The following is a 25,922-nucleotide window of genomic DNA, read 5'->3' on the forward strand; positions in this document are numbered from 1 at the left end:
GATGAGCCTGATGAATACCCTGATCGAGGTCCGCGACCTCTCGAAGACTTTCACCCTGCATCAACAAAACGGCGTGGTGCTCAACGTGCTGCGCGGCCTGAATTTTTCGGTGCGCGGCGGCGAATGCCTGGTCCTCAACGGGCATTCCGGCGCGGGCAAGAGCACCTTGTTGCGCACGCTGTACGGCAATTATCTTCCGGCAGGCGGTAGCATTCGCGTGCAGCATGAAGGACAACCGCTGGAACTGGTGGGCGCTGAACCCCGGCAAGTGCTGGCGGTGCGGCGGCAAACCCTGGGTTATGTCAGCCAGTTTCTGCGCGTCATTCCGAGGGTCTGCGCCCTGGATGTGGTGATGGAACCGGCGCTCGCTCGCGGCTGGAGCAAAGTCGAGGCCAAGGCCCGGGCCGAACTGCTGCTGACTCGCCTGAATATTCCCCAGCGCTTGTGGCAACTGGCACCGGGGACGTTCTCCGGCGGCGAGCAGCAACGGATCAATATCGCCCGGGGTTTCATGGTGCCCTGGCCAGTGATGCTGCTGGACGAACCCACGGCTTCGCTGGATGACACCAATGGCCAGGTAGTGCTGCAACTGATCAATGAAGCCAAGCAGGCCGGAGCCGCACTGATCGGTATCTTCCACGACCGTACCGCCCGCGAAGCGGTGGCTGACCGCCATTTGAACATGACCCCGCTGGAACTCACGGCTAAGGAGTTGCTGCAATGCTGACCGAACAGATTCTCACCAACGCTCAGGTAGTCGGCGCCGAACAGGTATTCCACGGCACGGTGGTGTTGCGCAACGGCCTGATTGCCGAAGTCAGCGAAGGGCGCAGCAGACTGCCCCAGGCGCAAGACCTGCAGGGCGACTATTTGCTGCCGGGCCTTGTTGAGCTGCATACCGATAACCTGGAAAAACACTTGTCGCCGCGCCCCGGCGTGGACTGGCCGTCGGCATCGGCGGTGCTCAGTCACGATGCGCAGATCATCTCGTCCGGCATCACCACCGTGTTTGACGCGCTGTCCATTGGCGACGTGAACCCCAAGGGCAAGCGCATGCAGCAACTGCCGGCCATGCTCGAAGCCATCGCGGCGGCCAATGCTGCCGGGCTGACCCGCGCCGAGCACCGTCTGCACCTGCGCTGCGAGGTCTGCCATCCGGACACCTTGAGCGTGTTCCGCGATCTGGTGGAGCAGCCGCTGGTCCAGCTGGTGTCGGTGATGGACCATTCGCCGGGCCAGCGTCAGTTTGCCCTGGAGTCCAAATACCGCGAGTACTACATGGGCAAATACCACCTGACCACGGCGCAGATGGATGAATTCATCGTCGAACAGGTCGCCAATTCCCGCAAATACAGCGACAGCTATCGGCGCGCCATCGTCGAGGATTGCCTGGCGCGGGGTTTGTCGGTGGCCAGTCACGACGACGCCACATTGGCCCATGTCGAGGAGTCGGCCAGTTACGGGATGACCATTGCCGAGTTTCCCACTACGCTGGAAGCGGCCGAGGGCTGTCGGCGGTTGGGCATGAGTGTGTTGATGGGCGCGCCGAATGTGGTACGCGGCGGTTCGCACTCGGGCAACGTCGCGGCGGCGGGTCTGGCCAAATCAGGGCTACTGGATATTCTCTCCAGCGACTACTATCCGGCCAGCCTGTTGCAGGCCGCGTTCGCGCTGGCCGACCAGGCGCAGAATTGCTCGCTGCCCCAGGCGGTGAGCATGGTCAGCAGAGCACCGGCGATTGCGGCGGGTCTGGCTGATCGTGGCGAAATTCGTATCGGTCTGCGCGCTGACCTGGTTCATGTCCGGACCCAGGGCGCGCTGCCGGTGATTCAACACGTATGGCGACAAGGCAAGAGGGTGTATTGATGGCAGGCAGGTTGATCTATCTCATCGGACCGTCCGGTTCGGGCAAAGACAGCCTGCTGGATGCGGCACGCGATGAGCTGGCACGGCGCGGCTGTCGAATCGTGCGCCGGGTCATCACCCGTTCGGCGGAAGCCGTCGGCGAGGCGGCGCAAGCGGTCAGTGTCGAGCAATTTACGGCAATGCAGGCGCAGGGCGAGTTCGCCTTGAGCTGGCAGGCCAATGGCTTGCATTACGGCATTCCCAAAGAGATCGACCAATGGCTGGCGCAAGGCTTTGATGTGCTGATCAACGGTTCCCGGGGCTATCTGCCTCAGGCGCGCCAGCGTTATCCCGATTTGCTCGCCGTGCTGCTGACCGTCAGCGAACAGGCTTTGCGTCAGCGTTTGCTGGCACGGGGCAGGGAGTCAGTGGCTGAAATCGACGCGCGCTTGCAGCGCAACGCCGAATTTGCTGGCGACGTGCAAGCCTCGGCTCCAGGGGTTTTCGTCCTCGATAACTCTGGAGCGCTGGCACACAGCGTCGAACAGTTGATCCAGCGCATCGCCCGCGAGCACGCATGCGCCTGACCTTGCTGGGCACCGGTGACGCCCGGCAAGTGCCGGTTTACGGCTGCCAATGCGCGGCCTGTGAGTTGGCACTGGTCGATCAGCGTTTTCGGCGGCTGCCGTGCAGCGCGCTGATCGAATGCGGCGATCAGCGCTGGTTGATCGACAGCGGCCTGACCGACCTCACCGAGCGATTCCCGCCGCGCAGCCTGAGCGGCATTCTGCAAACTCATTACCACGCCGATCATGCGCAGGGCCTACTGCACTTGCGCTGGGGCCAGGGTTTGGTCATTCCGGTACATGGCCCGGTCGACCCGGAAGGCTTGTCCGATCTGTACAAACATCCGGGCATTCTGGATTTCAGCCAGCCTTTCATTGAATTTGAAACCCGTCAGCTCGGTGCCTTGAGCGTGACAGCGTTACCTTTGGTTCATTCCAAACCAACGCTCGGTTACCTGTTGCAAGGGCAAGGGCGACGCGTTGCATACCTCACCGATACCGTCGGCTTGCCCGAAGCGACTTTCGCTTATCTGCAACGGGAACCACTTGATGCGTTGATCCTCGACTGCTCGATGCCGCCGCAACCGCAGGCCCCACGTAACCACAACGACCTGAACCTGGCGTTGGACATCATCAATCGCCTGCAACCCGCCAAGGCGGTGCTGACCCATGTCGGGCATACGCTGGATGGGTGGTTGATTGAGCATGAGAGTGAATTGCCGGAGGGCGTGGTTGTGGGGCGGGATGGGATGCAGGTCTGATCTATACAGGGTCAGATTGGGGGGATATCCGTTGCTGCGGTAATGGCTACTTAGGGTTCCGCCCTTACGGCGGGTCACTTTCGAAAAGCGCGAAAGTAACCAAAGCGCTCTTGCCCCACCACTCGGCACCTCGCTTTGGCTCGGTGTACCCGAACAAAGACCTTGAACCGTGGGCCGCCGCAAAGGACCATCCCTGGCCCAGTGCGGCTAACCCGGCGTCCTGCCGGGTTGCCCACGGCTCAAGGCCTTCATTCGGCCAGCGTGGTTTAACGGGGCGCCCAAGATCAAAAGCGAGGCGGCCTGAAAGCCGACCTGTTTTGCGAACTTACCGCGCGGTATGCGCTGGTTTTGCTAGCGATAGCCGGCAACGATGATTGTGTAGCTGACACTTACGCCTCGCGAATAAATTCGCTCCTACAGTTGAGATACGGTCCACACAGATTCAACGCCGCTTTGGCTTTGTTTTTGATCTTGATCTCAAGCGCCCCGTCAAATCACGCTGGCCGAAATCCGATGTTGATTTGGAGGGTAAACCGGCAGGACGCCGGTTTAGCCGCACTGGGCCAGGGATGGCCCTTTGCGGCGGCCCCCCAGATCAATGTCGGAGTTCGGGCATGCCGAGCCAAAGCGAGGCACCAAGTGGTGGGCAAGAGCCTTTTGCTTACTTTTGGGCTGTTCAAAAGTGAGGCGCCGTAAGGGCGCAACCAAAAGCCGCCGTTATCGAAGCAATGGATATGTACACATTTCCCTTGTGGGAGCGAGCCAGGCCGGCAACCACCCATCAAAAAACCGCACATATGTTCAATGTCCGCGCCGCATTCGCGTCTAGTCTCTTTCCTCACGTCCTGGCATCTCCCATCGCTTCATCACCTGAGGAATATCCAATGAGCCTGTTGAAAGTCAAAGATGGCACCGAGATTTTTTACAAGGATTGGGGCACCGGCCAGCCCATCGTGTTCTCTCACGGCTGGCCGCTGGATGCCGATGCGTGGGATGCGCAGATGGTTTTCCTCGGCGCGCAGGGGTATCGCGTGATTGCTCACGACCGTCGCGGTCATGGCCGTTCGGGTCAGTCGTGGGAAGGCAACGAGATGAACACCTACGCCGACGACCTGGCCGAGCTGTTCGAAGCGCTGGACCTGAAAGACGCGATCATGATCGGTCACTCCACCGGCGGCGGTGAAGTGGCGCGTTACCTCGGGCGTCACGGTACTTCCCGGGTTGCCAAAGCCGTGCTGATCGGCGCTGTGCCGCCGTTGATGCTCAAGACCGAGGCGAATCCGGAAGGCTTGCCGATTGATGTATTCGATGGCATTCGTGCTGGCACGCTCAACAACCGTTCGCAGTTCTTCAAGGACCTGGCCGTGCCGTTCTTCGGCTTCAACCGCGATGGCGCCAAAGTCGAGCAGGGCACCATCGACGCGTTCTGGTTCATGGGCATGCTCGGTTCGATCAAAGGCGAACTGGACTGCATCAAGGCTTTTTCGGAAACCGACTTCACCGAAGACCTGCAGAAAATCGATATTCCGACGCTGATTCTGCACGGTGACGATGACCAGATCGTACCCATCAAGGCCTCGGCAATGCGCAGCGCGGAATTGGTCAAGGGCTCGACCCTGAAAATCATCCCCGGCGCACCCCACGGCATGTGCACCACGTTGGCCGATGAGGTCAACCAGGCGTTGTTGGCGTTTATCAAAGGCTGAAGCATCGAATGGAAATCCGGTAGGAGGGGACTTGTCCCCGAATGCAATTGCCCATGCGACGAGAGAATCCGAACATTTGGCGTCGCCTGAGCTGACGTATTCGGGGACACGTCCCCTCCTACAGCTATTCATTTATTTGAGTCACGCTCCCACCGTGTGCACCACGGCGGCTGGCAGGCTGCGGCCAGCCGCCGCCGCGGCCCGGGCGTCGTTGGCGTGCAGTTGCGCCAATTGATCCCGCGAGGTCAGCAGCAGCCGATCTTCATCCAGCACTTCCACCAGACTGATCGCCCCACCTTTATAAGCGTCCTGTGCGGCATCGCGGGCGACTTTGTGGGCGGCAACTTCCTGTTCCACTTCCCGATGTTGGGACTCCAGTTCAGTCAGGGTCACAATGGCGTTTTCTACATCCTCGGTGGCGCGCAGCATTGACTGTCGGTAGTGCGCCAGGGCTTCGGCGTTGGCGCCCTTGGCCTGGGCGACTTCCGCATCTACCCGACCGAAATCGAACAGCCGCCAGTGCAGGCCGGCGATGGCCTGGGGTTGAAACGCTGAAGCGCCAATCAATGAGCCGCTGTGCAGACTTTCAAAACCCAGTAAACCGGCCAGCGAGACCTTCGGGTAATACTCGGCAATGGCCGCGCCGATGCGTGCGCTGGACGCAGCCAGGCGGCGTTCGGCTGCCATCACGTCGGGACGCCGGCGCAGCAGGCTGGCAGGGCCGTCGGTGTTGCTGATCGTCGGCACTTTGTAGTTTTGCGAGCTGGTCAGCAACTCTCTGGTGTAGGTGCCGGGTTGCGTGCCCATCAGCACATCGAGTCGGTTGAGCTGCAACGCCAGTTCCGTGCGCAATGGCGGCAAGGTAGCGCGGGCCTGCAAGACCAGCGCCTGAGCCTGGGCCTGTTCGCGATGGGTCGACAGGCCGCTGCCGAAACGATCATTGACCAGTGCCAGCAGCGCCGCTTCGGTCTGTACCTGATCCTCGGCCAAGGCAATGCGTTGCTGCGCGCCGCGCACCCGGAAGTAGGCATCGGCAGCCTCGGCCGCCACGGAAATCCGCACGCCGGTGTGATTGGCTTCGGCTGCCTGGGCTTCGGCGCTGGCGGCTTGTTCGCCACGCTTCAAGCCACCGGCCAGATCGACCTCCCAGCTGGCGCCAGCACCGATGGTTTCAATGGTCTGATTGCGTTCGTAGCCGGGAAAGGTGCTGCCGATCTTGCCCAGCGCGCTTTCCTGGGACTGGCGCTGACGCACCGCGCGGGCGTCGAGATTGCCCTCGGGCAGGCGCTCGGCCCCGGCTTCACGAGCAGCGGCCCGGGCCTGTTCGACCCGCGCCATGGAGGCCTGCAAGTCGAGATTCTGCTTCAGCACACGCTCGATGATCCGGTTCAGTTGCGGGTCGGCGAAACCGTTCCACCAAGTGTCCAACGCTGGCGCCGGCGTTTCGCCAATCCGCTGGTCGAGCAACGTTTGCTGGCTGAACTGGCCACCGATGATAGGCGCGGGCGTCTGGTAATCCGGGCCCACTGCGCAGCCGACCAACGCCACCATCAGCAGGCTCAAGGCGAAAGTGCGGGTGTTATTCAGGGTCTTCATGGCGTGGGTTTCTCAGTGAGCGTCGGCGGAAGGCGCAGCGGGCGGGACGACTTTGCGCATCAACGGGACCATGGCGGTGGCGATGATGAAACAGACCATGATCGCCAGAAACGCGTCGGCGTAGGTTTGGGTCTGGGCTTCACGCAATGTCAGCAACCACAGTTGATGCAGCGCGCCAGTCATGCCGTCGTTGCCGCTCTGGCTAAGGCTGGTCAGATTGCCACTCACCTGGTTCAGCCATTGGTTCATGGCTTCATTGCTGCTGTTCAGATGTTCGGCCATACGCGTGAAATGCAGATTGGTGCGGTCGTTGAGAATCGTCGCGCAGGCAGCAATGCCAATCGCGCCGCCCAGGTTGCGCATCAGGTTGAACAGACCCGAGGCTTGCTTGAGCCGCGCCATGGCCAGCCCGCCCAGGGTCAGGGTCACCGCCGGAGGCACGGCCAATTGTTGGGCGATGCCGCGCAAGGCCTGGGGCAGCATTAACTCCTTGCCGCCCCAGTCGTGGGTGATCGGCGAGAAGTCCCACATCGACACGGCGAACAGCGCCAGTCCAGCCATGAGAATCCAGCGCAGGTCGACCCGATTGGCGAGAAACGCATACAGCGGGATCGACAGCACCTGAAACACGCCGGTAGAAAACACCGCAAGGCCGATGTCCAGCGCGCTGTAGCCCCGGACCCGGCCGAGGAACAGCGGCGTCAGGTAAATCGTCGCGAACAGGCCGATGCCGGTAACGAACGAGAAGAAGCAACCCAAGGCGAAATTACGATCCTTCAACGCGCGCAAATCGACGATGGGGTTGGCCACCATCAGCGTGCGGCTGACGAACGCCAGCCCCGCGATGGCGGAAATCCACGCCGTGGCGACAATCGTGCTGTCGCTGAACCAGTTCCAGCGCGGTCCTTCTTCCAGGGTGTATTCCAGGCAGCCGAGGAACACCGCCATGAACAGCATGCTCGCGTAATCGGCGCCCTTGAGCAGGGACAGGTCCGGTTTATCGATTCGCACCAGCATCGGCACGGCAACCGCGACAAAAATGCCCGGCAGCAAGTTGATGTAAAACAGCCAGTGCCAGGACGAAACATCGGTGATCCAGCCGCCAATCACCGGGCCCAACGTCGGTGCCAGGGAGGCGATGGCGCCGATGGTCGAAGCAGCAATGACTTTCTGTTTGCCGGTGAAGAACATGAACGCCGAGGTGAATACCAATGGGATCATCGAGCCGCCGAGAAAACCTTGCAGGGCGCGAAAGGCGATCATGCTCTGGATATTCCACGCCAGACCGCACAGCAGGCTGGCGAGGGTGAAGCCTACCGCCGACGCGCAGAACAACCAGCGGGTCGACATCACCCGGGACAGCCAGCCGGACAGCGGGATGACGACGATTTCGGCAATCAGGTAACTGGTCTGCACCCACGCGGTTTCATCGGCGCCGGCCGACAACCCGCCGCCGATATCACGTAACGAAGCGGAGACAATCTGGATGTCCAGCAGGGCGATGAACATGCCCACGCACATGGTGGCGAAGGCGAAGACTTTTTGCGCGGTGGGCATCGATGCCGCGTCGAACGGCTGGGCAACGGCGGCAGCTGGCGTACTCATGGCGCACGGCTCACATTCGTCGCAGCAACCGGTGCGGATGGAGTCTGAACGCTAACGTTGGCGTTAGTGTCGACCTGCGCGGTCACCGAAAGACCCGGTCGCAGACTGCCCAGCGTGCTGTCGTTCTGATCCAGCAACACCCGAACCGGCACCCGCTGCACGATTTTAGTGAAGTTGCCGGTGGCGTTTTCCGGCGGCAACACGCTGAATTGTGCGCCGGTCGCCGGGGCCAGGCTGTCCAGATGCCCGTGAAACTCGCGACCCGGCAGCACGTCGGCGCGAATGGTCACCGGTTGGCCGGGCAGCATGTGCGCCAACTGGTCTTCCTTGAAGTTCGCGTCGACCCACAAGCCGCTGGCGGGCACCACGGAAAGCAGCTGGCTTCCGGCGGCGGCATAAGCACCGAGCCGTGCCCGCCGGTTGCCAATCACGCCATCCACGGGCGCACGTAATTCGGTGTAGCCGACGTTGAGCTGCGCCATCTCCCGCTCGGCCACGGCTTGCATCAGCGCGGCGCGGGCCTGCTGTTTCTGGCTGGCAATCACGTTGAGTTGGCGTTGCGTGGCGAGCAACGAAGCCTGGGCCCTGGCACCATTGGCCTGGGCGGTCTTGAACGTCGCATCGGCACGCTGGGCACTTTCTACCGAAACGGCGGAGCGGCTGACCAACTCTTTATAACGTGCATGATCGTCCCGCGAGCGCACGGTTTCGGCGTTGGCGGCATCGATACCGGCCTTGGCCTGGCCGATCACCGCGTGTTGCAGTTCTTCGGTGGCATCCAGATTGGCCAGCAGCGCCTGTTGGGCGGCGACAGCGCCTTCGGCTTTGTGCAGCGCGGCCTGGTAATCGCGGTCGTCGATCTTTACCAGCAAGTCACCGGCGTGGACGAACTGATTGTCGACCACTTTCAGCTCGCTGATATAGCCCGGCACCTTGGGGCTGATCACCGTGACGTCGCCACCGATATAAGCATCGTCCGTGGATTCGATGAAGCGACCGACCGTCCACCAATGCAGGCCAAACAGCACTGCGGCCACCAGCGCGGCGGCGATCACCAACAGCAGCAACAGGCGTTTGAGCAAAGGCGACTTGTTGCGCGATGGGGCAGCGGCGGTGGTTGTTATATCGGCCTGAAGTGAGCTGTTCATCAACGTTACCTGTGCAAGTCCGATGTGCATCGCAGCCTTGGCCAGCGATGGGGATTTATGGATTACGATCGTAATATTATGATCGTAATGTAAGTCCATATTTCCGATCGCGCAAGGATAAAAGTGCGTACAACAATCTGAACACGGCTACGGAACCCTCTGCCCATGGCGCCGTTCACATGTCACATTGACCACCGAAAGCCGAGCATTCCCACCTTCGGAGACAGTCCATGAGCAGCCAGCCATACGCCACCACCGCACCGACACGCGCCGAGGTAGACACCTTGCAGGGCGCGACGCTGATCGAGTTCGGCACCGATTGGTGCGGTTACTGCAAAGCTGCGCAGCCGCTGATCAGCGAGGTCATGCGCGATTACCCCAGCGTGCGGCATCTGAAAATCGAGGACGGCAGCGGGCGACCGCTGGGCCGCTCGTTTCGCGTCAAGTTATGGCCGACACTGATATTCATGCGTGACGGTGAGGAATTGAGCCGCCTGGTGCGGCCCACCCAAACCAGTGATATCGAAGAGGCGTGCGAAGGGATGGTGAGGCAGGGATGAACAGCGAGGTGACCGGGGCTTCCTCCCAAGGAAGCCATTGATCGCTACTCAAGGAGCATACGAAGTCGGTCGCCCGCTTTGTAAAATCAGCGTCGCAGGTACGCAGCGAAATCGATGTCGCCGGCACTGAGAATGGCTTGCACCCTGTTGTGGACGTTGAGCTTGCGCAGGATCGCTGACACGTGGGCCTTGACCGTGGTTTCGGCGATTTCCAGGGTGTAGGCGATCTGTTTGTTCGACTCGCCCTTGGTCATGCGTTCCAGCACCAGCAGTTGCTTGCGGGTCAAGGCTTGCAGCAGTTCGGGCGGGAAGCTTCGGTTTTCGCTGTTATGCCGGCGAGTGGCGGGTTTCTGACTGCGGATGATGTCCGAAGGCAGATAAACGTTGCCGTTGAGAATCTGCTCGATGGCTTGGGTCATTTGCAGTCGCGGCGACGATTTGGTGATGAAACCCACCGCGCCATAAGTGATGGCCTGCAGCACGATCTGTTTGTCCTGCTCGGCGGAAACGATCACCACCGGGATGGTCGGCGCTTCGTTGCGCAGGTTGATCAAGCCGTTGAGGCCGTGCATGCCGGGCATGTTCAGGTCCAGCAGGATGAGGTCCAGATCGTCATGCTGTTGGGTCAAGGCCAGGGCGCTTTCCAGGTCCTCGGTTTCCATCACTTCGCTGCCGGGAAAACCGTCAGTGATGACGTTGTGGATGGCCTCGCGAAACAGCGGGTGATCGTCGGCTATTAGAATTTTGTACATGCCATTCACCTTGTTTTTATAGGGTATCGAATCATTCTGATGGCGAGCGCAGCGGTGCAGGTTGCGCCCGGTTGACCGGCAGACCAGCGGCCTGCCAGGCGTCGAGACCGTCGCGATACCAATACAGATCACTGTAGCCCAACGCCGCTGCGCGCTTCACGGCGTTCCAGCTCAGCCAGCAATCGGCGCGGCAGTAAAACACCATCGGCATATCGTGGCGACCGGCGCTGGCGTGTTGCAGATGGCCGACAAAATACGCCTGCCATTGCTCTGTCAGTTCCCCGTCGCCGGTATTGGCCAGCCACAGGCTGCCGGGCAGATTGGCGTGAGGTTCGTCTTCGATGAAGCGACCTTGCAGCCATTGTCGGCGATACACATCGATCAGCAGCGGTTTTGCAGGTTGTTGCAGCAGCGCCTGAAGTTGCGGTGTATCGATAATCCGCGCGCCATCGACCTGAACAGGCGTCGGGCTGCGATACAACGCAATGCGGTAGCCATCGGTGGAAAACAATGGGGTTTCAGCCACGGCGAGGCCCGGCAGCGTTGTAGCAAGCACCATTGATAGCAGGGTTGAGCGCGAAACACGCAGCATGGCGGCTATTCCTTTCTTGTTATGACCTGCATTACAAGGCACAACCGCCGCTTTGGGAATGCGACGATAGAAAGCAAAACCGGTACGAAAGTAGTAGAGAGACAGCCTGAAGCGGCAAGCTTCAAGCTGCAAAGCGGGTATTAGCCTGGCTTGCGGACGGCGGCGTGTTGGGGGTTGAAGGTGACGACGGCCAGCAGGATGAAGATCAGCGTCAGGCCCAGGCAAACGGCGGCTGCCAGCGGGTTGAAACGCTCATAAAGGGCGAAGCGCACCAGCTCCACGGCATGGCTGAACGGGTTGATCGCGCACAGCCAGTAAAGCCATTGGCTGGCCTCCTGCATCTTCCACAGTGGATACAGCGCCGACGACAGGAAAAACATCGGGAAAATCACGAAATTCATTACCCCGGCGAAGTTTTCCAGTTGGCGGATCGCATTCGACAGCAGCAGCCCCAACGCGCTGAGCATCAAGGCCACCAACAACAAGGCTGGCAGCGCCGCCAGCAAACCCCAGGCGGGTGGTTGCACGCCGTAAACCCAGGCAATCGCCAGAAACGCATAGACCTGCAACAGCGAGATCAACGACGTGGCCAGCAATTTGCTGATCAGCAGGAACGTGCGCGGCAGCGGGCTGGTGAGTAACACGCGCATGCTGCCCATTTCCCGGTCGTAAACCATGGACAACGAGCCTTGCATACCGTTAAACAACAGAATCATGCAGGCCAGGCCCGGAATGATGTACACCTCGTAAGGGATGTAAGTGTCGTAGGGCTCGATGATGGCGATGCCCAACGCCGCGCGAAAACCCGCCGCAAACACCAGCAACCACAGCAATGGACGCACCAGCGCGCTGAGGAATCGTGTGCGTTGCAGAATGAAACGCAGCCATTCGCGCAGCACGATGCCGCTGAAACATTGCCAGTAAGCGTTCATCGGCCGGTGGCTCCAGCAGGGGAAGAAAGGGTCAGGCGGGCAAACGCGGTGTTCAGCTCGCCGCCATGTTCGGCGCTGACGGCTCCGGCGTTGCCCGAGGCGACCAGACGGCCTTGATGCAGGATCAGAAGGTCATCATCGGGCTGCACTTCGTCCAGCAAATGGGTGGTCCAAAGCACGCTGATGCCTTGTTCGCGACACAGGCTGCGCACGTGCTGGTTGAGGGCCAGGCGACTTGCCGGATCAAGGCCGACGCTGGCTTCGTCGAGCAGCAACAGGCGTGGCTCATGCAGCAGGGCCCGAGCGATTTCCACTCGCCGGCGATGCCCGCCATTGAGCTCGCGGACCCGTTCTGCCTTGCGCTCGGTCAACCCTTGGCGGGCCAGTTCCTCAGCAACCCGGACGATCGCCGAACGGCGCGGCATACCGTGCAGCGCGGCGTGATAACGCAGGTTCTGTTCGACGCTCAGGTCCAGGTCCAGCGTGCTTTGTTGAAACACCACGCCCAATTGCCGCAGCGCCGGACGTGGCGTCTGGCGCAGGGAACAGCCGCCCACACGAATTTCGCCGCGTTGCAGGTCATACAGCCGGGTCAGCAAAGCGATCAGGGTTGATTTACCCGCGCCGTTGGGGCCGAGCAATGCGCCAAAGCGGCCCGGCGCAAGGCTGAAGCTGATCTGGCGCAAGGCTTCCCGAGGACCGTAGGCGAAACTGAGATCGTCGACTTCCAGGGCATTCATGGGGTCACGACCACGCCCCAGGGATAACGGCCGACCTTGATCGACTTGGTAACCTTGAGGCTGGCGACGTCGATCACCGACACATCGCCACTGACGCCGTTGGTGGTCAGCAACTGGCTTTGATCCGGGGTAAACGCCATCTGCCAGACCCGCCGACCGACGAGCAGGTAATCGACGATTTCCAGGGTCTTGGCGTCGATCACCGCCACATGGTTGGCCGGGCCGAGGGCCACGAACGCATATTTGCCATTGGCGGCGATCTTGATGCCTACCGGCTGCACCTTGTCCGGGTGAACGCCTTTGATCTGGAAGGTCAGGGTCTTGATGATCTTGCGGGTGGCGACGTCGATCACGCTGACCGTGCCGCCGATTTCTGCCGATGCCCAGAGTTGCGAACCGTCCTGATTGAACTCGACAAAGCGCGGCCGCTGATCCACCAGCGTGTTGTCAGCCAGGGTCTGGGTGCTGGTGTCGATCCAGTGCAGCATGTTGGTGGTTTCGCTGGTATTGACCGCCCACTTGCCGTCGGGACTGACCGCCATGCCTTCGGGTTCGACGCCGACATCGATCTGCGCCAGGACCTTGGAGTTCTCCGTATCGATCACCGTCACCAGCGAGTCGTCTTCGTTGGAAACATACAGCCAGCGGTTGTTGGGATGCAGGGCGAACTGTTCCGGGTCTTTGCCGGAGGGCAGTTCCTTGATGATCTTGTGGGTGGCCACGTCCATGACTTGCACACGGTCCGAGTCGCTGGCGCAGATGTACAGCAGCTTGTTGTCATGGGACAGCAGCAAACCCCGAGGACGCATGCCCACGGCAATGGTTTGCGTGACTTTGAGGCTGTCCATGTCGATCAGGCTCAGGCTGTTGTCCTTCTCGTTGGACACCCAGGCGGTGGCCGCCAGGCATTGCCCCGCGAGGGTTGAAAGGACGGCGGCCATCAAGGCGGTGGCGATCAGGGTGCGGCGCATGGCGTGTTCCTTATTGTTGGTATTGTCGGCAAAACGTCAGTTAAAGGTGCAGCTCACTTCGGGCTGGTCATAGCCCAGGCTGTCGAGTTCGGTGACCGGGTGCAGAAAGCCATCCTGCGGCGAAGTGCTGACCAGGGCGCGGGGCTGGACGATGGGGATCGGCTGGCGCAATTGGCCATTCCAGGCGCGATAGCTGAGCTTGCGGCCCTTGAAACCGTCCAGTGGTAACTGGTCGCTCAATTCCAGGCGGCGGATGTCCAGTGGATCGACGCCACGCAGTTTGCTGACTGCGCTGGCGATGCTGCGCACGGCCATCCAGGCGGCGAAATCCCGGTCGTTCATCCAGCGTCCGGCCAGGGCTTCGAAGCGTTTCTGCAATTGCGCCGCGCCATAGGTTTCCACGGTCTTGTGCCAGCCGGTCGGCGTCAGGCCCTGCGTGCCCGCGACCGGGCGCGGGTACCAGGTCTGGTAGGGCACGTACTCGCCAAAGTCGCCGCGCTCGTCCGCCACCAGCACCACGTCGTATTCGGCGGTCTGGGTGAACAGCGGCATGTCGGCCTGGGCGCTGCGGCGCTGGTCGTTGTCAAAGCTCCAGTTTTTTTCGGCGACGATGGTGTGCCCGAAGCGCTTGGCAGCGCGGCGCACGGCCGCCGCATAGGCCTGGTCGTCGGGCGTCTGACCGACGATCAGCAGCCAGCGATTCCAGCGCCGTACGGCGAGAAATTGCGCCAGTGCATCGGTCAACATCGCCCGGCTGGGCAAGGTGTGCAGCACGTTGCTCAAACAGGCGCTGCTGCGCAGGCTGTCGTCGGCACTGCCGGCGTTGAACAGCAGGCTGTCCGGCAAAGCGGCGCTGAGCTGGCGCAGGGTATCCGCTGGCGCGTTGACCACAAACAGTCGCAAGCCTTGCTCGTGCAGCGCGCGGGCTTTTTCCAGCAACGCCTGCGAACTGTCGACGCTGGCGTTTTCCAGGCTGTAGCTGTGCTTGAGGAAACGCCCGGTGCTGTTGCTGTCGATGATCGCCAGTTCGGCGCCACGCGATCCTGCGTCCAGCGGTTCAGGAATGACATTGGATAACAGCGGGCCGGGGGCGGGCACGAAGGCCAGATAACCGACGCGCACTTGCAGGGTTTCATCGGCGGCCGGGCTTGGGCTTGTCCACAAGACCGCCGCCGCAAGGGCAAGCAGGCAGTGCAGGGCGGGTCGGGAAAGCTGGCGCATGAGGCACTCCGTTACGGGTAGCGCCAGCATAGGAACGCCGCGAGGGCGGGGAAATATGCAGAAAGTACCAGTCTGCCAGTACCAAGGTAGTAGCCGGACTGCGGTTGCCGGGATTTAGCATGCGGATATCAATAATAAGAAGGCAAGGTCATGTCCGCACTCTGGCGCATCAACCTTTGGGTGATCGGTTTCTTCTCGCTGGTCACGGCGGCCTGCTTGTGGCTGCTGTTGCATCAGGCCGTGGCCGATGTCGACCGCGAGCTGGTCGCCGCCCAGGCCGTGGTGCAATACCTGAGCGACACCGCCGAACAGCAGCCCGCCGCGCTCCAGCCGCATCTGAGCGAGCACCTGCGCCATGTGCGCGTCATCTGGCTGGCCGCCGACGAGGCTCCGCACGTGATCACCCAAAGCGGTGCGGATGCCTTGATCGCTCGCTGGCTGTTCCCCGCCGAGACCCACGCCGAGCGGGTTCTCAACGTCAGTGATGGTCGGCGGGTGCAGCTTGGTGTCGATCCCAGCGATGAAATCGATGAAGTCTGGGACTCATTGCAGCAATTGCTGTTGCTGTGTGGCCTGGCGCTGGTGGTGAGCCTGTCGGCGATTCGCTGGGCGGTGGGTCGCGGCATGCATGTGCTGGATAACCTGCTCAAAGCCTTGCAGCAGGTTTCCCGAGGCGAACTGCATGTGCGCCTGCCCTTGCAAGGCAATGCCGAGGCGCAACAACTGGCCGGGCATTTCAATCGCATGACCGCCACGCTGGAACATGCCGAAGCGGACAACAGACGTCTGACCCAGGCGCTGCTCGCGGTGCAGGATCAGGAGCGCACGCGACTTGCGCAGACCTTGCATGATGACCTTGGCCAATACCTTGCCGGGATTCGCGCCCAGGCCTGTCTGCTGCGCATGGTGGCCGATCAATCAGATGTGGTGCGCAATACCGCGTTGGGTCTTGAAGCCAATTGCGAGCAACTGCAGCTTGGCTTTCGCGCGTTGATCCGGGATTTGTACCCTGTGGTGCTGCAACACCTGCCACTGCCCGAGGCCATGACCTTGCTGGCGGAGCATTGGCGCGGCAATCACGGCGTTGAGTGCGTGCTGCTGGTCGATCCGCAGCTCCCCGAGTTGACTCCTGCGGCCAGAACGCATCTGTACCGGCTGCTGCAAGAAGCGCTGACCAATGTGGCGCGGCATGCCAACGCCAGTCAGGTGCGGGTCAGCCTGCGCCAGCTCAATGCCCGACTGGTCATGGAAATCCGCGACAACGGTTGCGGCGCGCAGGCACCGCAGCGGCCCGGTGTGGGCCTGTATTCCATGCGCGAGCGTGCCCGCTGCCTGCGCGGTGAGTTGCATATCGAAACACAACCGGGCGCCGGCTGGGCGCTGGCGCTGAACATGCCCCTGGAGGCTTGAATGCATATTCTGATTGTCGACGACCATGCGGTGGTGCGCCAGGGCTACGCCAGTCTGCTGCGGGCGATGTTGCCGCTGGTGCAGGTGCGCGAAGCCGCGACCGGCGAAGAAGCCCTGGCGAGTGTGCAGGAAGAAATTCCGCAACTGGTGATCATGGATTTCGGCCTGCCAGGCATCAGCGGTCTGGAAACCACCCGGCGCTTGCGACAACGTCTGCCGCAACTGCGGGTGTTGTTTTTCAGCATGCATGACGAACTGCCGCTGGTGCGTCAGGCACTGGATGCCGGAGCGTCGGGTTATCTCACTAAGAGCTCGGCCCCCGATGTGTTGCTCGAGGCGGTACGCCGGATCCTTGCCGGGCACGCTTACATCGAGCAGCCGCTGGCCACGCAACTGGCCTGCAATCCTCAGCGACAGGATTGCGCCGATCCGCGTCTGCAAAGCATGACCCAGCGGGAGCTGGAGATATTCCTGATGCTCGCCAAAGGCACGCCCTCGCGGGTGATTGCCGAACGCCTGTGCATCAGCGCCAAGACGGTTTCCAATTACCTGACGTTGCTCAAGAACAAGCTGCAGGTCAGCTCCCATGCGGAACTGGTGCATCTGGCGATTGATACCGGGGTGATGCGGGTGGTGATGTGAGGGATGTGTCTGGGCCGAGGCTGTGTTCGTAGGAGCGACTTTAGTCGCGAGGGCGTCAATTGCCCTCCCCGCTAAAGCCGGTCCTACAGCACGCCTCGCTCCTGCGGCTACCCCCAGTTGATTGCCGTCTCCTCAATCATCCCAACCCCCTGGACACGCCACGCAGCCTTGCATATTGCTGTCCTGGAAATTGGCATACGGATGCCGCGCGCCGGTGAGGTTGGCGTTGGCCAGGTTGCTTGCGCCGAACTTGGTTTCCTGAAGATTCGCGTCGCGCAGATCCGCGCCCTGCAAATCGGCCTTGTTGAGAAAGGTCATCTCCAGATCCGCAGCCTGCAAGTTGACGTTGTGCAGTTTCGCCCCGGACAAGCGGGCAAATTGCAGGTAGGCGGCGCTGAGGTTGGCGCCTTCGAATTGCGCGCCCTGGGCGAACAAGCCCCAGCCTTGCACCGCTTGCAGTTGCGCGCCGCCAAGGTCGGCCAGGCGCAGGTTGGTCTGTTGCAGGCTGGCGCGGGTCAGCGTGGCGTTCTGCAGGCGAGCTTTTTCCAGATTGGCCAGATCCAGACGGGCATGGCGCAGATTGGCATCGCGCAGGTCGGCGCCAGCCAGGTTCATCTTGCGCAAATCCTGATTGCTCAGGTCCGCGCCGCGCAGGTCGGCGTTCGGGCATTGGCTGGCCTCGGCGATGGTGCAACCGTTGATCACCAATGGCTCGCCGTCATCGGCAGCCAGGACGCAGGGCAGGGCGAACCACAGAATGAGGGGCAGGTAGTTCATGAGGGTTTTCCAGAGCAGGGTTAATCCGATTCGTTGGAGCGACACTTGCCCGCGAAGCGGCGTTGCTGACACACCGCCTCGCCAACACGTTGGCTCCTACACTGTCTGTACAGAAACCGGTTTATTTGGCCGCTGTCTTGCTATCCCAACTCGGAATCTTGAACACCCAGAACGATCCGCCTTGCGCCACTGGTTTGGTCAGTTCGGCCATGTCGCCGCCCCATAACGGCACCGCGCCGCCGTAACCCACCGTCACGCCAATGAACTGCTCGCCGTCCTGATCCCAGGTGATGGGAGGGGAAACAATGCCGCTGCCCGTCTGGAAGCTCCACAATTCTTCCCCGGTTTTAGCGTTAAAGGCCTTGAAAAAGCCATCGCCGGTCCCGGTGAACACCAGATTGCCTTTGGTCGCCAGCACGCCGGCCCAGAGCGGCAGACGTTCCTTGTGCTCCCAGACCACCTTGCCGCTGGTGGGATCCATGGCGCGCAGGGTGCCGACGTGGTCCTCGTACATGCGCTTGATGCGAAAGCCCATGCCCAGATAGGCCGAGCCCTTTTTGTAGTTCACTTCTTCGGTCCAGTAGTCTTCTTTCCACTGGTTGGCGGGAACGTAGAACAGGCCGGTGTCCTGACTGTAGGCCATGGGGTTCCAGTTCTTGCCACCGAGGAACGGCGGCGAAACCTCTACCGGTTTGCCCTTGGTTTCGCCGGGCAGTGGCTTGGCCGGACGCTTGCCTTCGTTTTCCACCGGGCGGCCGGTTTTCAGGTCGATATGGCTGGCCCAGCTGATGTTGTCGACGAACGGGAAGGCGTTCTGCAATTTGCCGTTGTTGCGGTCCACCACGTAGAAGAAACCGTTGCGGTCGGCGTGGCCGGTGGCTTTGACGGTCTTGCCGTCCTGACCCTTGTAATCGAACAGCACCAGTTCGTTGTTGCCGGAAAAATCCCAGGCGTCGTTCGGCGTATGTTGATAAAACCACTTCACCTCGCCGGTGCTCGGATCGACACCCACCTGACCTGAGGTGTAGAGGCTGTCGTAATCATGAGGATTGCCGTCCTTGGCGGTGCGCGCCCAAGTGTTCCATGGGCCGGGGTTGCCGGCGCCCACGATGAGGGTGTTGCTCTCGGGATCGAAGCTCGCACTCTGCCAGGGTGCGCCGCCGCCGTGGCTCCAGGCTTCGACCTTGCCGGTTTCGGTGGTCTTGTCATCTGGCCATGAGGGCGCCTTGATGTCGCCGGTAGGCGTGCTGTCCTTGCCGTTGAGGCGGCCCATGTGACCTTCGACAAAAGGCCGCATCCAGACTTCTTCCCCGGTATCCGGGTCTCGGGCGAACAGTCGGCCCACCACGCCGAATTCATCACCCGAACTGCCGTGAATCAACAGCACCTTGCCGCTGACCTTATCCTTGATCAGCGTTGGCGCGCCGGTCATGGTGTAGCCGCTGCTGTGATCGCCGAATTTCTTGTTCCAGACCACTTTGCCAGTGTTCTTGTCCAGGGCGATGACTCGCGCATCCAGGGTGCCGAAGAAGATCTTGTCGCCGTAAATCGCGGCGCCACGGTTGACCACGTCGCAGCAGGGGCGGATGTCGTCCGGCAGGCGGTGGTTGTAAGTCCACAGGCGCTTGCCGGTCTTGGCCTCCAGGGCGAATACCCGGGAATAGGAGCCGGTGACGTAAATCACCCCGTTGCTGACGATGGCCTGGGACTCCTGGCCGCGCTGCTTCTCATCGCCAAAGGAATACGACCAGGCCGGGGTGAGCTTGAAGACGTTTTTGTCGTTGACCTGCGCCAGCGGGCTCCAGCGTTGCGCGTTGGTGCCCATGCCGTATTGCAGAACGTTTTGCGTGGTGAGATGGTCCTCGGCGATGTCTTCCCAGCTGACCTTGCCCGCATCGGCGGCGCTGGCAAGGCCGGTAAGCGACAGGCCGCCCAGCAACAGGGCCAGTGGCGACAAAGCGGCAGGTGACGATCTTGTTATTGTCATGGGGCAGGTTCCATTGAAGGTTTGGACCTGCACAGGTTGGCGGCGCGAAGCGGCGCGCGATACGGAAAAACTCCCGCTGTTGCCGGGAAGAGTTCCCGAACCGCCCATGATTTGGGCCCGCCTCACAAGCTCTACTACCAAGGGAGGAGGGCGCGGCCACCAAAGCAGCATTCGATGCGGGTGACAGGGTTCTTAAGATGGCTGCGTGGCTTTTTGCGTGCAATCTTGAGGACATAACAATGATAAGAATCTCAACTACCGTGCTCACCGCAACCCTGCTCAGCCTGTTGGCTGCGAGCGGTCTGGCGCTGGCCCATGGCAACGTGGTCCCGCAAGCGGTGGCCACTGAAGGACTCGAACCATTGGGCGCTGAATGGCGTACCGAAAATCCCTACCGTGATTCCAAGGATCACGCCCGCGCGCTGGAAATCGGCTCGTCGGCCTATAACCAGAACTGTGCGGCCTGCCATGGCCTGGAAGCTAAATCGGGTGGTATCGCGCCCGACCTGCGTTTGCTGGACGTTGGCGTTGCCGGTGACGAGTGGTTTGTCGAGCGGGTGCGCAACGGCGCGGTACGCGACGGCCGTGTCTACATGCCGAAAATGGCCGATTACTTGAGCCAGGAAGCGCTCTGGGCAGTACGCACCTACCTGGACAGCGTTCACGTCGAGGAGTGACCGCATGCGTCTGCTCGCCCGGTTCTCAAGCGCGATGCTGTGCTGTTTTTTGATCCTGCTGGCGCCGCTCGCTAACGCGCAGGTGCGCAACTACGACACGATCATTGCTTCCGGAGTATTGAAAGTCGCGGTCTACCAGGACTTCGCGCCTTACAGCTTCAAGGTCGACGGTCAGCCGCGCGGCGTGGACATCGAACTGGCGGCGGCACTGGCCAAGGCCCTGGGGGTCAGCCTGGAATTGATGTGGGCGCCGCCCGGCGAAAAACTCGACGACGACTTACGGGACTTGATCTGGCGCGGCAGCCAGTTGCGCGACCAGCAGCTGGCCGACGTCATGATGCGGGTTCCCTATGACCGGGACTACGCCCAGCGCCGCAACGAGTTCGGTGAGCTGAACAACGATCATGTGGTGATGTTCGGGCCCTATCAGACCGAGCGCTGGCAGGTCGCCTATGACCACCGCCGGCTGGACGCGGTGCCCAGCGTCGCGGTGTTCGAAGCGCATCCCATCGGCGTAGAAGTCGACAGCGTGCCGTCGTTCTACCTGACGTCCATTTTCAACAGCCAGTTCGCCGCCAGGACCCATCACTATCCCAGCGTGCAGCAGGCGTTCGTTGCCATGAAGGGCGGCGAGGTGGACGCAGTCATGGCCATGCGTGGCGAAATCGACTGGCAATTGCATCAAGCCAATGACCCGCAACTGATCCTGGCGCAAAACGCCTACCCGAACATGGGCCGCCAGGTCTGGGAAATCGGCATGGCGGTCCACGAGAGCAATCGCCAGTTGTCCTACGCCCTGGAAGAACAGCTGGAAATCATGATCCGCGACGGCGAGGTACAAAAGATCTATGCCGCCTACGGCATGCGCTATGACGTGCCGGAGATGTATCAGTAGGTTGGGTTCTGTGGTCGGAATGCCTGGCTGTGTTGGAGCCAAGCTTTTGTGGGAGAGGACTTGTCCTCGATGGCCAGCCCCGACGCCGCTGATCCGCCTGGCCCGCATGCAGTGCTGATATGACTGCAATCGAGGACAAGTCCTCTCCCACAGGGGAATGAAGTGCGCCCCATCGTTGCCGGAAAGGGATATGTAATGTTGACCCGCATCGCTGCACTGTTGCTGTTGCTTGCGCCGACCTTGGCCCTCGCCGTCCCGCCCGACCCCGGCAAAGACCCGGTGGTCTCCGTCATGTGGGCGTTCTTCCAGCAAAAGCTGCTCAAGGACGCGCCTTACGTCTTCGACGACAACGTCATCCTGAGCGCCCCACCGTTTGCCGAAGACGCGCGACAGGTGCCCATCGAGATCGACGCGCGGGCGTATCAGGGCCAGGTGCTGCGCATCCTGGCCTGGGCCGAACTCAATCCATTGCCGCAGATCGTCGACTTCCAGCCTGGCGAACAGGTCATGCCGTGGCTGGCGATCCGCATTCGCATCGAACAAGCCACGCCGTTGCGCGCCGCCGTCTTGACCCGCGACGGTGTCTGGCATATCGGCTCGACGACGATTCTGGCAGCGGGCGGCGGTTGCACAGCGCCCAGCGTGGTGCGGACCCAGGCGGGCTGGGAAGAACACATCGGCGAAGTGCTGGGCGGGCGTTATCCGCGCCAGGACTTCAGCCGTCTGCGCCTGCAGATATCCCATCCCATGGATAACGGCATGGTCAGCGGCATCCCCGAGCTCTACCTCAATCACGCCGAACTGCGCAACGCCAGCGACCAGCTCATGGCAAGTCTGGAACTGTTTCCGGCGGTCAGCGAAAACCCGATGCTGGGCTTTGATGTGCGAGGTTCCGGCACCGCCCGCTTGGTGCTGCGCGACACCAGCGGCAATGAATTCAATGCGACGGTGCCCTGACATGTACAACACCCGAAGCTGGTCGAAACGCGCGGCAGTGCTGATCGGTTTACTGATCAGCTCACTCGCTCAAGCCGAGTTGGAATACAACCTCAAGCCCCGTCAGATTGCCGAAAATACCTACCTGCTCGAAGGCAGCACCGATAACTTTGCCAAGGCTAACGGCGGCAATATCGTCAATACCGCGTTCATCGTCACCCCAAGTGGCGTTGTGGTGATCGATACCGGCCCTTCACGGCGTTACGGCGAGGCGCTGCGCAAGGCGATTGCGGCAACCACCGACAAACCGGTGATCCAGGTGCTGCTGACCCACCATCATCCCGACCATGTGCTGGGCAATCAGGCGTTCGCGGATGTCCCCATCGGTGCGCTGGCCGAAACAACCGAACTGATGCGCCAGCATGGCGATGCGCTCGCGGAAAACATGTACCGCATGGTCGGTGACTGGATGCGCGGCACCGAAGTGCTGTTGCCCAATCAAGCGTTAAGCGCTGGCACCCTGAACCTGGGCGGGCATCCGCTGCGGCTGATCGCTCTTAAAGGTCACACCGGGGCAGACCTGGCGATCTTCGACGAGCTGACCGGCGTGCTGTTCGCCGGTGACATTGTGTTTTACCAAAGAGCCCTGACCACACCGAACACGCCTGGGCTGGACGTCTGGCTGGCGGACCTTGAGCAATTGCAGGCGCTGCCCTGGAATCAACTGGTGCCGGGGCATGGGCCGGTGGCCAGCGACGCTGTGCCGTTCATGCAGATGCGCGATTACCTCGGCTGGCTCGACAACCTGCTGCGCACGGCGGCCGCCAACGGCAGCGACATGGCTGAAGTGATTCGCAGCCCGATCCCGGAGCGTTTTGCGGCCATCAGCCTGACCCGTTACGAGCTGATTCGCAGCGTGAGTCATCTGTATCCGGGTTATGAGCAAGCGCAGATGACCCGCGTGGATGCCCGCTGAAACCGGCAGGGCACTACCAATGAACTAGAGATTTCGATACTGCGGCCAATTGTTCCGATGCGCCTGGCCTAGAAGAATCCGTGACAGGTCGGGAAATTTTCCCGAAGCATCCACAACAGTCATCCAGAACAACAAGAACGCAGAGGCAGCCGTCATGACCCAACCCGCACGTCGCCCATCTTTCGCCCTGAGCCTGCTCATGAGCGCCATGTTGCTGTCAGGCACAGTCCTGGCCGCGGTGACCGACGAAGAAATCCTTCAGGATCCGAAGAATCCCGAGCAGATCGTCACCAATGGCCTGGGCGTCCTGGGCCAGCGTTACAGCCCGCTGGATATTCTCAACACTGAAAACGTCAAGGATCTGCGGCCGGTGTGGGCGTTTTCCTTTGGCGGTGAAAAGCAGCGCGGCCAGCAGGCACAACCGTTGATCAAAGACGGCGTGATGTACCTGACCGGCTCGTATTCCCGGGTTTTTGCCGTGGATGCGCGGACCGGCAAGAAGCTCTGGCAATACGATGCGCGTCTGCCTGACGACATTCGCCCTTGCTGCGACGTGATCAATCGCGGGGTGGCGCTGTATGGCGATCTGGTCTACTTCGGCACGCTCGATGCCAAACTGGTCGCCCTCAACAAAGACACCGGCAAGGTGGTGTGGAGCAAACAGGTCGCCGATCACAAGGCCGGTTACTCCATCAGCGCCGCGCCAATGATCGTCAACGGCAAGCTGATTACCGGCGTAGCGGGTGGCGAGTTCGGGGTGGTGGGCAAGGTCGAGGCTTATGACCCGAAGAACGGCACGCTGCTGTGGTCGCGGCCCACCGTCGAAGGCAACATGGGTTACACCTACAAAGACGGCAAGGCTATCGAGAATGGTATTTCCGGCGGCGAAGCCAACAAGACCTGGCCGGGCGATCTCTGGAAAACCGGCGGTGCGGCGCCTTGGCTGGGCGGCTATTTCGACCCCAGCAACAATCAGATCCTGATCGGCACCGGCAACCCGTCGCCGTGGAACTCGCACATGCGGCCCGGCGACAACCTGTATTCGTCTTCGCGTCTGTCGCTGAATCCCGATGACGGCACCATCAAATGGCACTTCCAGAGCACACCCCACGACGGCTGGGATTATGACGGCGTCAACGAGCTGATCTCGTTCGATTACGAGCAGGACGGCAAAACCGTACAGGCCGCCGCCACTGCCGACCGCAACGGCTTCTTTTATGTGCTGAACCGCAAGGACGGCAAGTTCATTCGCGGTTTCCCGTTTGCCGACAAGATCACCTGGGCCAGCGGCCTGGACAAGGACGGTCGGCCGATCTACATCGACGCCAGTCGTCCGGGCGCTCCAGACGGCGAAGCCAAAGGCACCTCGTCATTCGTCGCTCCCGCATTCCTCGGCGCCAAAAACTGGATGCCGATGGCGTACAGCCCTGACACCGGCCTGTTCTACGTGCCGGGCAATGAATGGGGCATGGACATCTGGAACGAAGGCATCGCCTACAAGAAAGGCGCGGCCTTCCTGGGCGCGGGCTTCACCATCAAGCCGCTCAACGAAGATTACATCGGCGTGCTGCGCGCCATCGACCCGAAAACCGGCAAGGAAGTCTGGCGTCACAAGAACTACGCGCCGCTCTGGGGCGGGGTGATGACCACCAAGGGCAATCTGGTTTTCACCGGCACGCCTGAAGGTTTCCTGCAGGCATTCAATGCCAGAACGGGCGAGAAAGTCTGGGAATTCCAGACCGGCTCCGGCGTGCTCGGCTCGCCTGTGACCTGGGAAATGGACGGCGAGCAATACGTTTCGGTCCTGTCCGGCTGGGGCGGCGCGGTGCCGCTGTGGGGCGGCGAAGTGGCCAAGCGGGTCAAGGATTTCAATCAGGGCGGCATGCTCTGGACCTTCAAGCTGCCCAAGGCGTTGGTCGCCAAGCGCTGATGTCTGAAGCTGGAAGGTGGGAGATTCTATGTCGCAGGGAAACCCTGCAACCTTAAATTAAGTTGATATTCGCTCTGTTTTTGATCTTGATCTTGATCTTAAGCGCCCCGTCAAACCACGTCGGCCGAACTTCGATGTTGAGTTGCAGGGTAAACCGGCAGGACGCCGGTTTAGCCGCACTGGGCCAGGGATGGCCCTTTGCGGCGGCCCTGCAACTCAATGTCGGAGTTCGGGCATGCCGAGCCTGGGCGAGGGACTGAGTGGTGGGGCTAACCCGGCATCCATGCCGGGTTGCCCACTGCACAAAACCTGCGCTCGGCCTTCCGACGGGGCAGGTCAGGATCAAAAGCCAAAGCCAAAGCCAAAGCCAGAGCGGTTAACCTGTGTGCGAGCTTGCTCGCGAAGAACGACAACTCGGTGAATATGGTTCACCGAGATGCCTGACTCGCGGGCAAGCCTCCCTCCCGCAGAATCGGACGTTTTCAGGCCCAAAGTACTATTTCAACCGCGCATCACCCGTGCACTAATTGAACAACCGGACTTTCCCGGCACAACAAGAGGATTGACCCATGTGGAAAAAACCCGCGTTTACCGATCTGCGTATCGGCTTTGAAGTCACCATGTATTTCGCCAGTCGCTAAACCGCACTGTCCCGGCCTCGGTCCATCCCACGCGATGGCCGAGGCCTTTTGCTGTC

25 protein-coding genes are annotated in these 25,922 nt (G+C 61.2%); 14 read left to right on the forward strand and 11 right to left on the reverse strand.

Features of this window, described 5'->3' with window-relative positions; all coding sequences use genetic code 11:
• Positions 1-10: 10 nt before the first annotated feature.
• The 5 genes from phnL to CFII64_RS05780 all read left to right on the forward strand — a co-directional run bounded on the left by phnL (position 11) and on the right by CFII64_RS05780 (position 4,878).
• Entirely contained in the window at positions 11-727 is a 717-nt protein-coding gene (phnL, locus tag CFII64_RS05755; RefSeq protein WP_044901210.1) for a phosphonate C-P lyase system protein PhnL, read from the forward strand.
• Positions 721-1,866 (forward strand): alpha-D-ribose 1-methylphosphonate 5-triphosphate diphosphatase, encoded by a 1,146-nt coding sequence (locus tag CFII64_RS05760; RefSeq protein ID WP_020289834.1) that lies wholly within the window; start codon positions 721-723, stop codon positions 1,864-1,866. Before phnL ends, CFII64_RS05760 begins: the two co-directional genes overlap by 7 nt.
• Positions 1,866-2,432, forward strand: a complete 567-nt coding sequence (phnN, locus tag CFII64_RS05765) for a phosphonate metabolism protein/1,5-bisphosphokinase (PRPP-forming) PhnN (RefSeq protein ID WP_020289835.1) — start codon at positions 1,866-1,868, stop codon at positions 2,430-2,432. Before CFII64_RS05760 ends, phnN begins: the two co-directional genes overlap by 1 nt.
• A complete protein-coding gene (gene phnP, locus CFII64_RS05770; RefSeq protein WP_020289836.1) occupies positions 2,423-3,172 on the forward strand; it encodes a phosphonate metabolism protein PhnP in 750 nt (249 codons plus the stop codon). The genes phnN and phnP overlap by 10 nt, the downstream gene beginning before the upstream one ends.
• Before the next feature lie 884 nt (positions 3,173-4,056).
• Positions 4,057-4,878 (forward strand): alpha/beta fold hydrolase, encoded by an 822-nt coding sequence (locus CFII64_RS05780; protein WP_020289837.1) that lies wholly within the window; start codon positions 4,057-4,059, stop codon positions 4,876-4,878.
• Positions 4,879-5,019: 141 nt separating this feature from the next.
• On the opposite strand, the gene CFII64_RS05785 is transcribed toward CFII64_RS05780, so the two are convergent.
• From CFII64_RS05785 to CFII64_RS05795, 3 genes are read right to left on the reverse strand one after another with little or no spacing between them, the layout of a single operon-like run.
• A complete protein-coding gene (locus tag CFII64_RS05785; RefSeq protein WP_020289838.1) occupies positions 5,020-6,474 on the reverse strand; it encodes an efflux transporter outer membrane subunit in 1,455 nt (484 codons plus the stop codon).
• A 12-nt stretch (positions 6,475-6,486) separates the two neighbouring features.
• Complete coding sequence (locus CFII64_RS05790) at positions 6,487-8,079, reverse strand: DHA2 family efflux MFS transporter permease subunit (protein ID WP_020289839.1); 1,593 nt, start codon at positions 8,077-8,079, stop codon at positions 6,487-6,489.
• Positions 8,076-9,227 carry an HlyD family secretion protein gene (locus tag CFII64_RS05795; RefSeq protein ID WP_020289840.1) on the reverse strand — a complete coding sequence of 384 codons (1,152 nt, stop codon included), beginning with the start codon at positions 9,225-9,227 and terminating at the stop codon, positions 8,076-8,078. Before CFII64_RS05795 ends, CFII64_RS05790 begins: the two co-directional genes overlap by 4 nt.
• A 230-nt stretch (positions 9,228-9,457) precedes the next feature.
• Between CFII64_RS05795 and CFII64_RS05800 the strand changes: the two genes are divergently transcribed.
• The gene (locus tag CFII64_RS05800) at positions 9,458-9,787 is read left to right on the forward strand and encodes a thioredoxin family protein (protein WP_020289841.1); all 330 of its coding nucleotides are present in this window, start codon (positions 9,458-9,460) and stop codon (positions 9,785-9,787) included.
• Positions 9,788-9,873: 86 nt separating this feature from the next.
• Here the strand turns inward: CFII64_RS05800 and CFII64_RS05805 are convergent, their stop codons facing one another.
• The 6 genes from CFII64_RS05805 to CFII64_RS05830 all read right to left on the reverse strand — a co-directional run bounded on the left by CFII64_RS05805 (position 9,874) and on the right by CFII64_RS05830 (position 14,995).
• A complete protein-coding gene (locus CFII64_RS05805) occupies positions 9,874-10,539 on the reverse strand; it encodes a response regulator transcription factor (protein WP_020289842.1) in 666 nt (221 codons plus the stop codon).
• Positions 10,540-10,570: 31 nt separating this feature from the next.
• On the reverse strand, positions 10,571-11,131 hold the full coding sequence (locus CFII64_RS05810) for a PQQ-dependent catabolism-associated CXXCW motif protein (protein WP_020289843.1): 561 nt from the start codon (positions 11,129-11,131) through the stop codon (positions 10,571-10,573).
• Positions 11,132-11,271: 140 nt separating this feature from the next.
• Positions 11,272-12,063: an ABC transporter permease gene (locus CFII64_RS05815; RefSeq protein WP_020289844.1), complete on the reverse strand. Its 792-nt coding sequence runs from the start codon at positions 12,061-12,063 to the stop codon at positions 11,272-11,274.
• Entirely contained in the window at positions 12,060-12,803 is a 744-nt protein-coding gene (locus CFII64_RS05820) for an ABC transporter ATP-binding protein (protein ID WP_020289845.1), read from the reverse strand. Before CFII64_RS05820 ends, CFII64_RS05815 begins: the two co-directional genes overlap by 4 nt.
• Positions 12,800-13,774, reverse strand: coding sequence for a YVTN family beta-propeller repeat protein (locus CFII64_RS05825; RefSeq protein WP_020289846.1), 975 nt, complete (start codon positions 13,772-13,774; stop codon positions 12,800-12,802). The genes CFII64_RS05820 and CFII64_RS05825 overlap by 4 nt, the downstream gene beginning before the upstream one ends.
• Before the next feature lie 36 nt (positions 13,775-13,810).
• Positions 13,811-14,995, reverse strand: a complete 1,185-nt coding sequence (locus CFII64_RS05830; protein ID WP_020289847.1) for an ABC transporter substrate-binding protein — start codon at positions 14,993-14,995, stop codon at positions 13,811-13,813.
• Positions 14,996-15,145: 150 nt separating this feature from the next.
• On the opposite strand from CFII64_RS05830, the gene CFII64_RS05835 reads away from it, so the two are divergent.
• Positions 15,146-16,405, forward strand: a complete 1,260-nt coding sequence (locus tag CFII64_RS05835) for a histidine kinase (RefSeq protein ID WP_020289848.1) — start codon at positions 15,146-15,148, stop codon at positions 16,403-16,405.
• A complete protein-coding gene (locus CFII64_RS05840) occupies positions 16,406-17,047 on the forward strand; it encodes a response regulator transcription factor (RefSeq protein ID WP_020289849.1) in 642 nt (213 codons plus the stop codon).
• Between the two features lie 132 nt (positions 17,048-17,179).
• On the opposite strand, the gene CFII64_RS05845 is transcribed toward CFII64_RS05840, so the two are convergent.
• A complete protein-coding gene (locus tag CFII64_RS05845; protein WP_020289850.1) occupies positions 17,180-17,824 on the reverse strand; it encodes a pentapeptide repeat-containing protein in 645 nt (214 codons plus the stop codon).
• Positions 17,825-17,945: 121 nt separating this feature from the next.
• Positions 17,946-19,811, reverse strand: a complete 1,866-nt coding sequence (gene exaA / locus CFII64_RS05850) for a quinoprotein ethanol dehydrogenase (RefSeq protein ID WP_044901183.1) — start codon at positions 19,809-19,811, stop codon at positions 17,946-17,948.
• A gap of 239 nt (positions 19,812-20,050) precedes the next feature.
• Here exaA and pedF point away from each other — a divergent pair, with 239 nt between their 5' ends.
• The 6 genes from pedF to pqqA all read left to right on the forward strand — a co-directional run bounded on the left by pedF (position 20,051) and on the right by pqqA (position 25,866).
• Entirely contained in the window at positions 20,051-20,488 is a 438-nt protein-coding gene (gene pedF / locus CFII64_RS05855; protein ID WP_156883149.1) for a cytochrome c-550 PedF, read from the forward strand.
• Between the two features lie 4 nt (positions 20,489-20,492).
• Complete coding sequence (locus CFII64_RS05860) at positions 20,493-21,383, forward strand: ABC transporter substrate-binding protein (RefSeq protein ID WP_020289853.1); 891 nt, start codon at positions 20,493-20,495, stop codon at positions 21,381-21,383.
• A 195-nt stretch (positions 21,384-21,578) separates the two neighbouring features.
• Entirely contained in the window at positions 21,579-22,340 is a 762-nt protein-coding gene (locus CFII64_RS05865) for a quinoprotein dehydrogenase-associated SoxYZ-like carrier (RefSeq protein WP_020289854.1), read from the forward strand.
• Between the two features lies 1 nt (position 22,341).
• Positions 22,342-23,295: a quinoprotein relay system zinc metallohydrolase 1 gene (locus tag CFII64_RS05870; protein WP_020289855.1), complete on the forward strand. Its 954-nt coding sequence runs from the start codon at positions 22,342-22,344 to the stop codon at positions 23,293-23,295.
• A gap of 154 nt (positions 23,296-23,449) precedes the next feature.
• Positions 23,450-25,225, forward strand: a complete 1,776-nt coding sequence (locus tag CFII64_RS05875; RefSeq protein WP_020289856.1) for a PQQ-dependent methanol/ethanol family dehydrogenase — start codon at positions 23,450-23,452, stop codon at positions 25,223-25,225.
• 569 nt (positions 25,226-25,794) lie between these two features.
• Positions 25,795-25,866 (forward strand): pyrroloquinoline quinone precursor peptide PqqA, encoded by a 72-nt coding sequence (pqqA, locus tag CFII64_RS29220; protein ID WP_020289857.1) that lies wholly within the window; start codon positions 25,795-25,797, stop codon positions 25,864-25,866.
• Positions 25,867-25,922 lie beyond the last annotated feature (56 nt).

The organism is Pseudomonas sp. CFII64 (assembly GCF_000416235.1).
In the GTDB taxonomy this organism is placed as follows: Bacteria; Pseudomonadota; Gammaproteobacteria; order Pseudomonadales; family Pseudomonadaceae; genus Aquipseudomonas.

Bases quoted from the DNA above. Each gene is read 5' to 3' on its own strand.
- phnL (WP_044901210.1), top strand. From the start codon at position 11: ATGAATACCCTGATCGAGGTCCGCGACCTCTCGAAGACTTTCACCCTG.
- CFII64_RS05825 (WP_020289846.1), bottom strand. From the start codon at position 13,774: ATGCGCCGCACCCTGATCGCCACCGCCTTGATGGCCGCCGTCCTTTCA.
- CFII64_RS05790 (WP_020289839.1), bottom strand. From the start codon at position 8,079: ATGAGTACGCCAGCTGCCGCCGTTGCCCAGCCGTTCGACGCGGCATCG.
- pedF (WP_156883149.1), top strand. From the start codon at position 20,051: ATGATAAGAATCTCAACTACCGTGCTCACCGCAACCCTGCTCAGCCTG.
- CFII64_RS05830 (WP_020289847.1), bottom strand. From the start codon at position 14,995: ATGCGCCAGCTTTCCCGACCCGCCCTGCACTGCCTGCTTGCCCTTGCG.
- CFII64_RS05845 (WP_020289850.1), bottom strand. From the start codon at position 17,824: ATGAACTACCTGCCCCTCATTCTGTGGTTCGCCCTGCCCTGCGTCCTG.
- CFII64_RS05795 (WP_020289840.1), bottom strand. From the start codon at position 9,227: ATGAACAGCTCACTTCAGGCCGATATAACAACCACCGCCGCTGCCCCA.
- CFII64_RS05800 (WP_020289841.1), top strand. From the start codon at position 9,458: ATGAGCAGCCAGCCATACGCCACCACCGCACCGACACGCGCCGAGGTA.
- CFII64_RS05810 (WP_020289843.1), bottom strand. From the start codon at position 11,131: ATGCTGCGTGTTTCGCGCTCAACCCTGCTATCAATGGTGCTTGCTACA.
- CFII64_RS05780 (WP_020289837.1), top strand. From the start codon at position 4,057: ATGAGCCTGTTGAAAGTCAAAGATGGCACCGAGATTTTTTACAAGGAT.
- CFII64_RS05815 (WP_020289844.1), bottom strand. From the start codon at position 12,063: ATGAACGCTTACTGGCAATGTTTCAGCGGCATCGTGCTGCGCGAATGG.
- phnP (WP_020289836.1), top strand. From the start codon at position 2,423: ATGCGCCTGACCTTGCTGGGCACCGGTGACGCCCGGCAAGTGCCGGTT.
- CFII64_RS05870 (WP_020289855.1), top strand. From the start codon at position 22,342: ATGTACAACACCCGAAGCTGGTCGAAACGCGCGGCAGTGCTGATCGGT.
- CFII64_RS05820 (WP_020289845.1), bottom strand. From the start codon at position 12,803: ATGAATGCCCTGGAAGTCGACGATCTCAGTTTCGCCTACGGTCCTCGG.
- CFII64_RS05835 (WP_020289848.1), top strand. From the start codon at position 15,146: ATGTCCGCACTCTGGCGCATCAACCTTTGGGTGATCGGTTTCTTCTCG.
- phnN (WP_020289835.1), top strand. From the start codon at position 1,866: ATGGCAGGCAGGTTGATCTATCTCATCGGACCGTCCGGTTCGGGCAAA.
- CFII64_RS05875 (WP_020289856.1), top strand. From the start codon at position 23,450: ATGACCCAACCCGCACGTCGCCCATCTTTCGCCCTGAGCCTGCTCATG.
- CFII64_RS05805 (WP_020289842.1), bottom strand. From the start codon at position 10,539: ATGTACAAAATTCTAATAGCCGACGATCACCCGCTGTTTCGCGAGGCC.
- CFII64_RS05860 (WP_020289853.1), top strand. From the start codon at position 20,493: ATGCGTCTGCTCGCCCGGTTCTCAAGCGCGATGCTGTGCTGTTTTTTG.
- CFII64_RS05865 (WP_020289854.1), top strand. From the start codon at position 21,579: ATGTTGACCCGCATCGCTGCACTGTTGCTGTTGCTTGCGCCGACCTTG.
- CFII64_RS05760 (WP_020289834.1), top strand. From the start codon at position 721: ATGCTGACCGAACAGATTCTCACCAACGCTCAGGTAGTCGGCGCCGAA.
- CFII64_RS05785 (WP_020289838.1), bottom strand. From the start codon at position 6,474: ATGAAGACCCTGAATAACACCCGCACTTTCGCCTTGAGCCTGCTGATG.
- CFII64_RS05840 (WP_020289849.1), top strand. From the start codon at position 16,406: ATGCATATTCTGATTGTCGACGACCATGCGGTGGTGCGCCAGGGCTAC.
- exaA (WP_044901183.1), bottom strand. From the start codon at position 19,811: ATGACAATAACAAGATCGTCACCTGCCGCTTTGTCGCCACTGGCCCTG.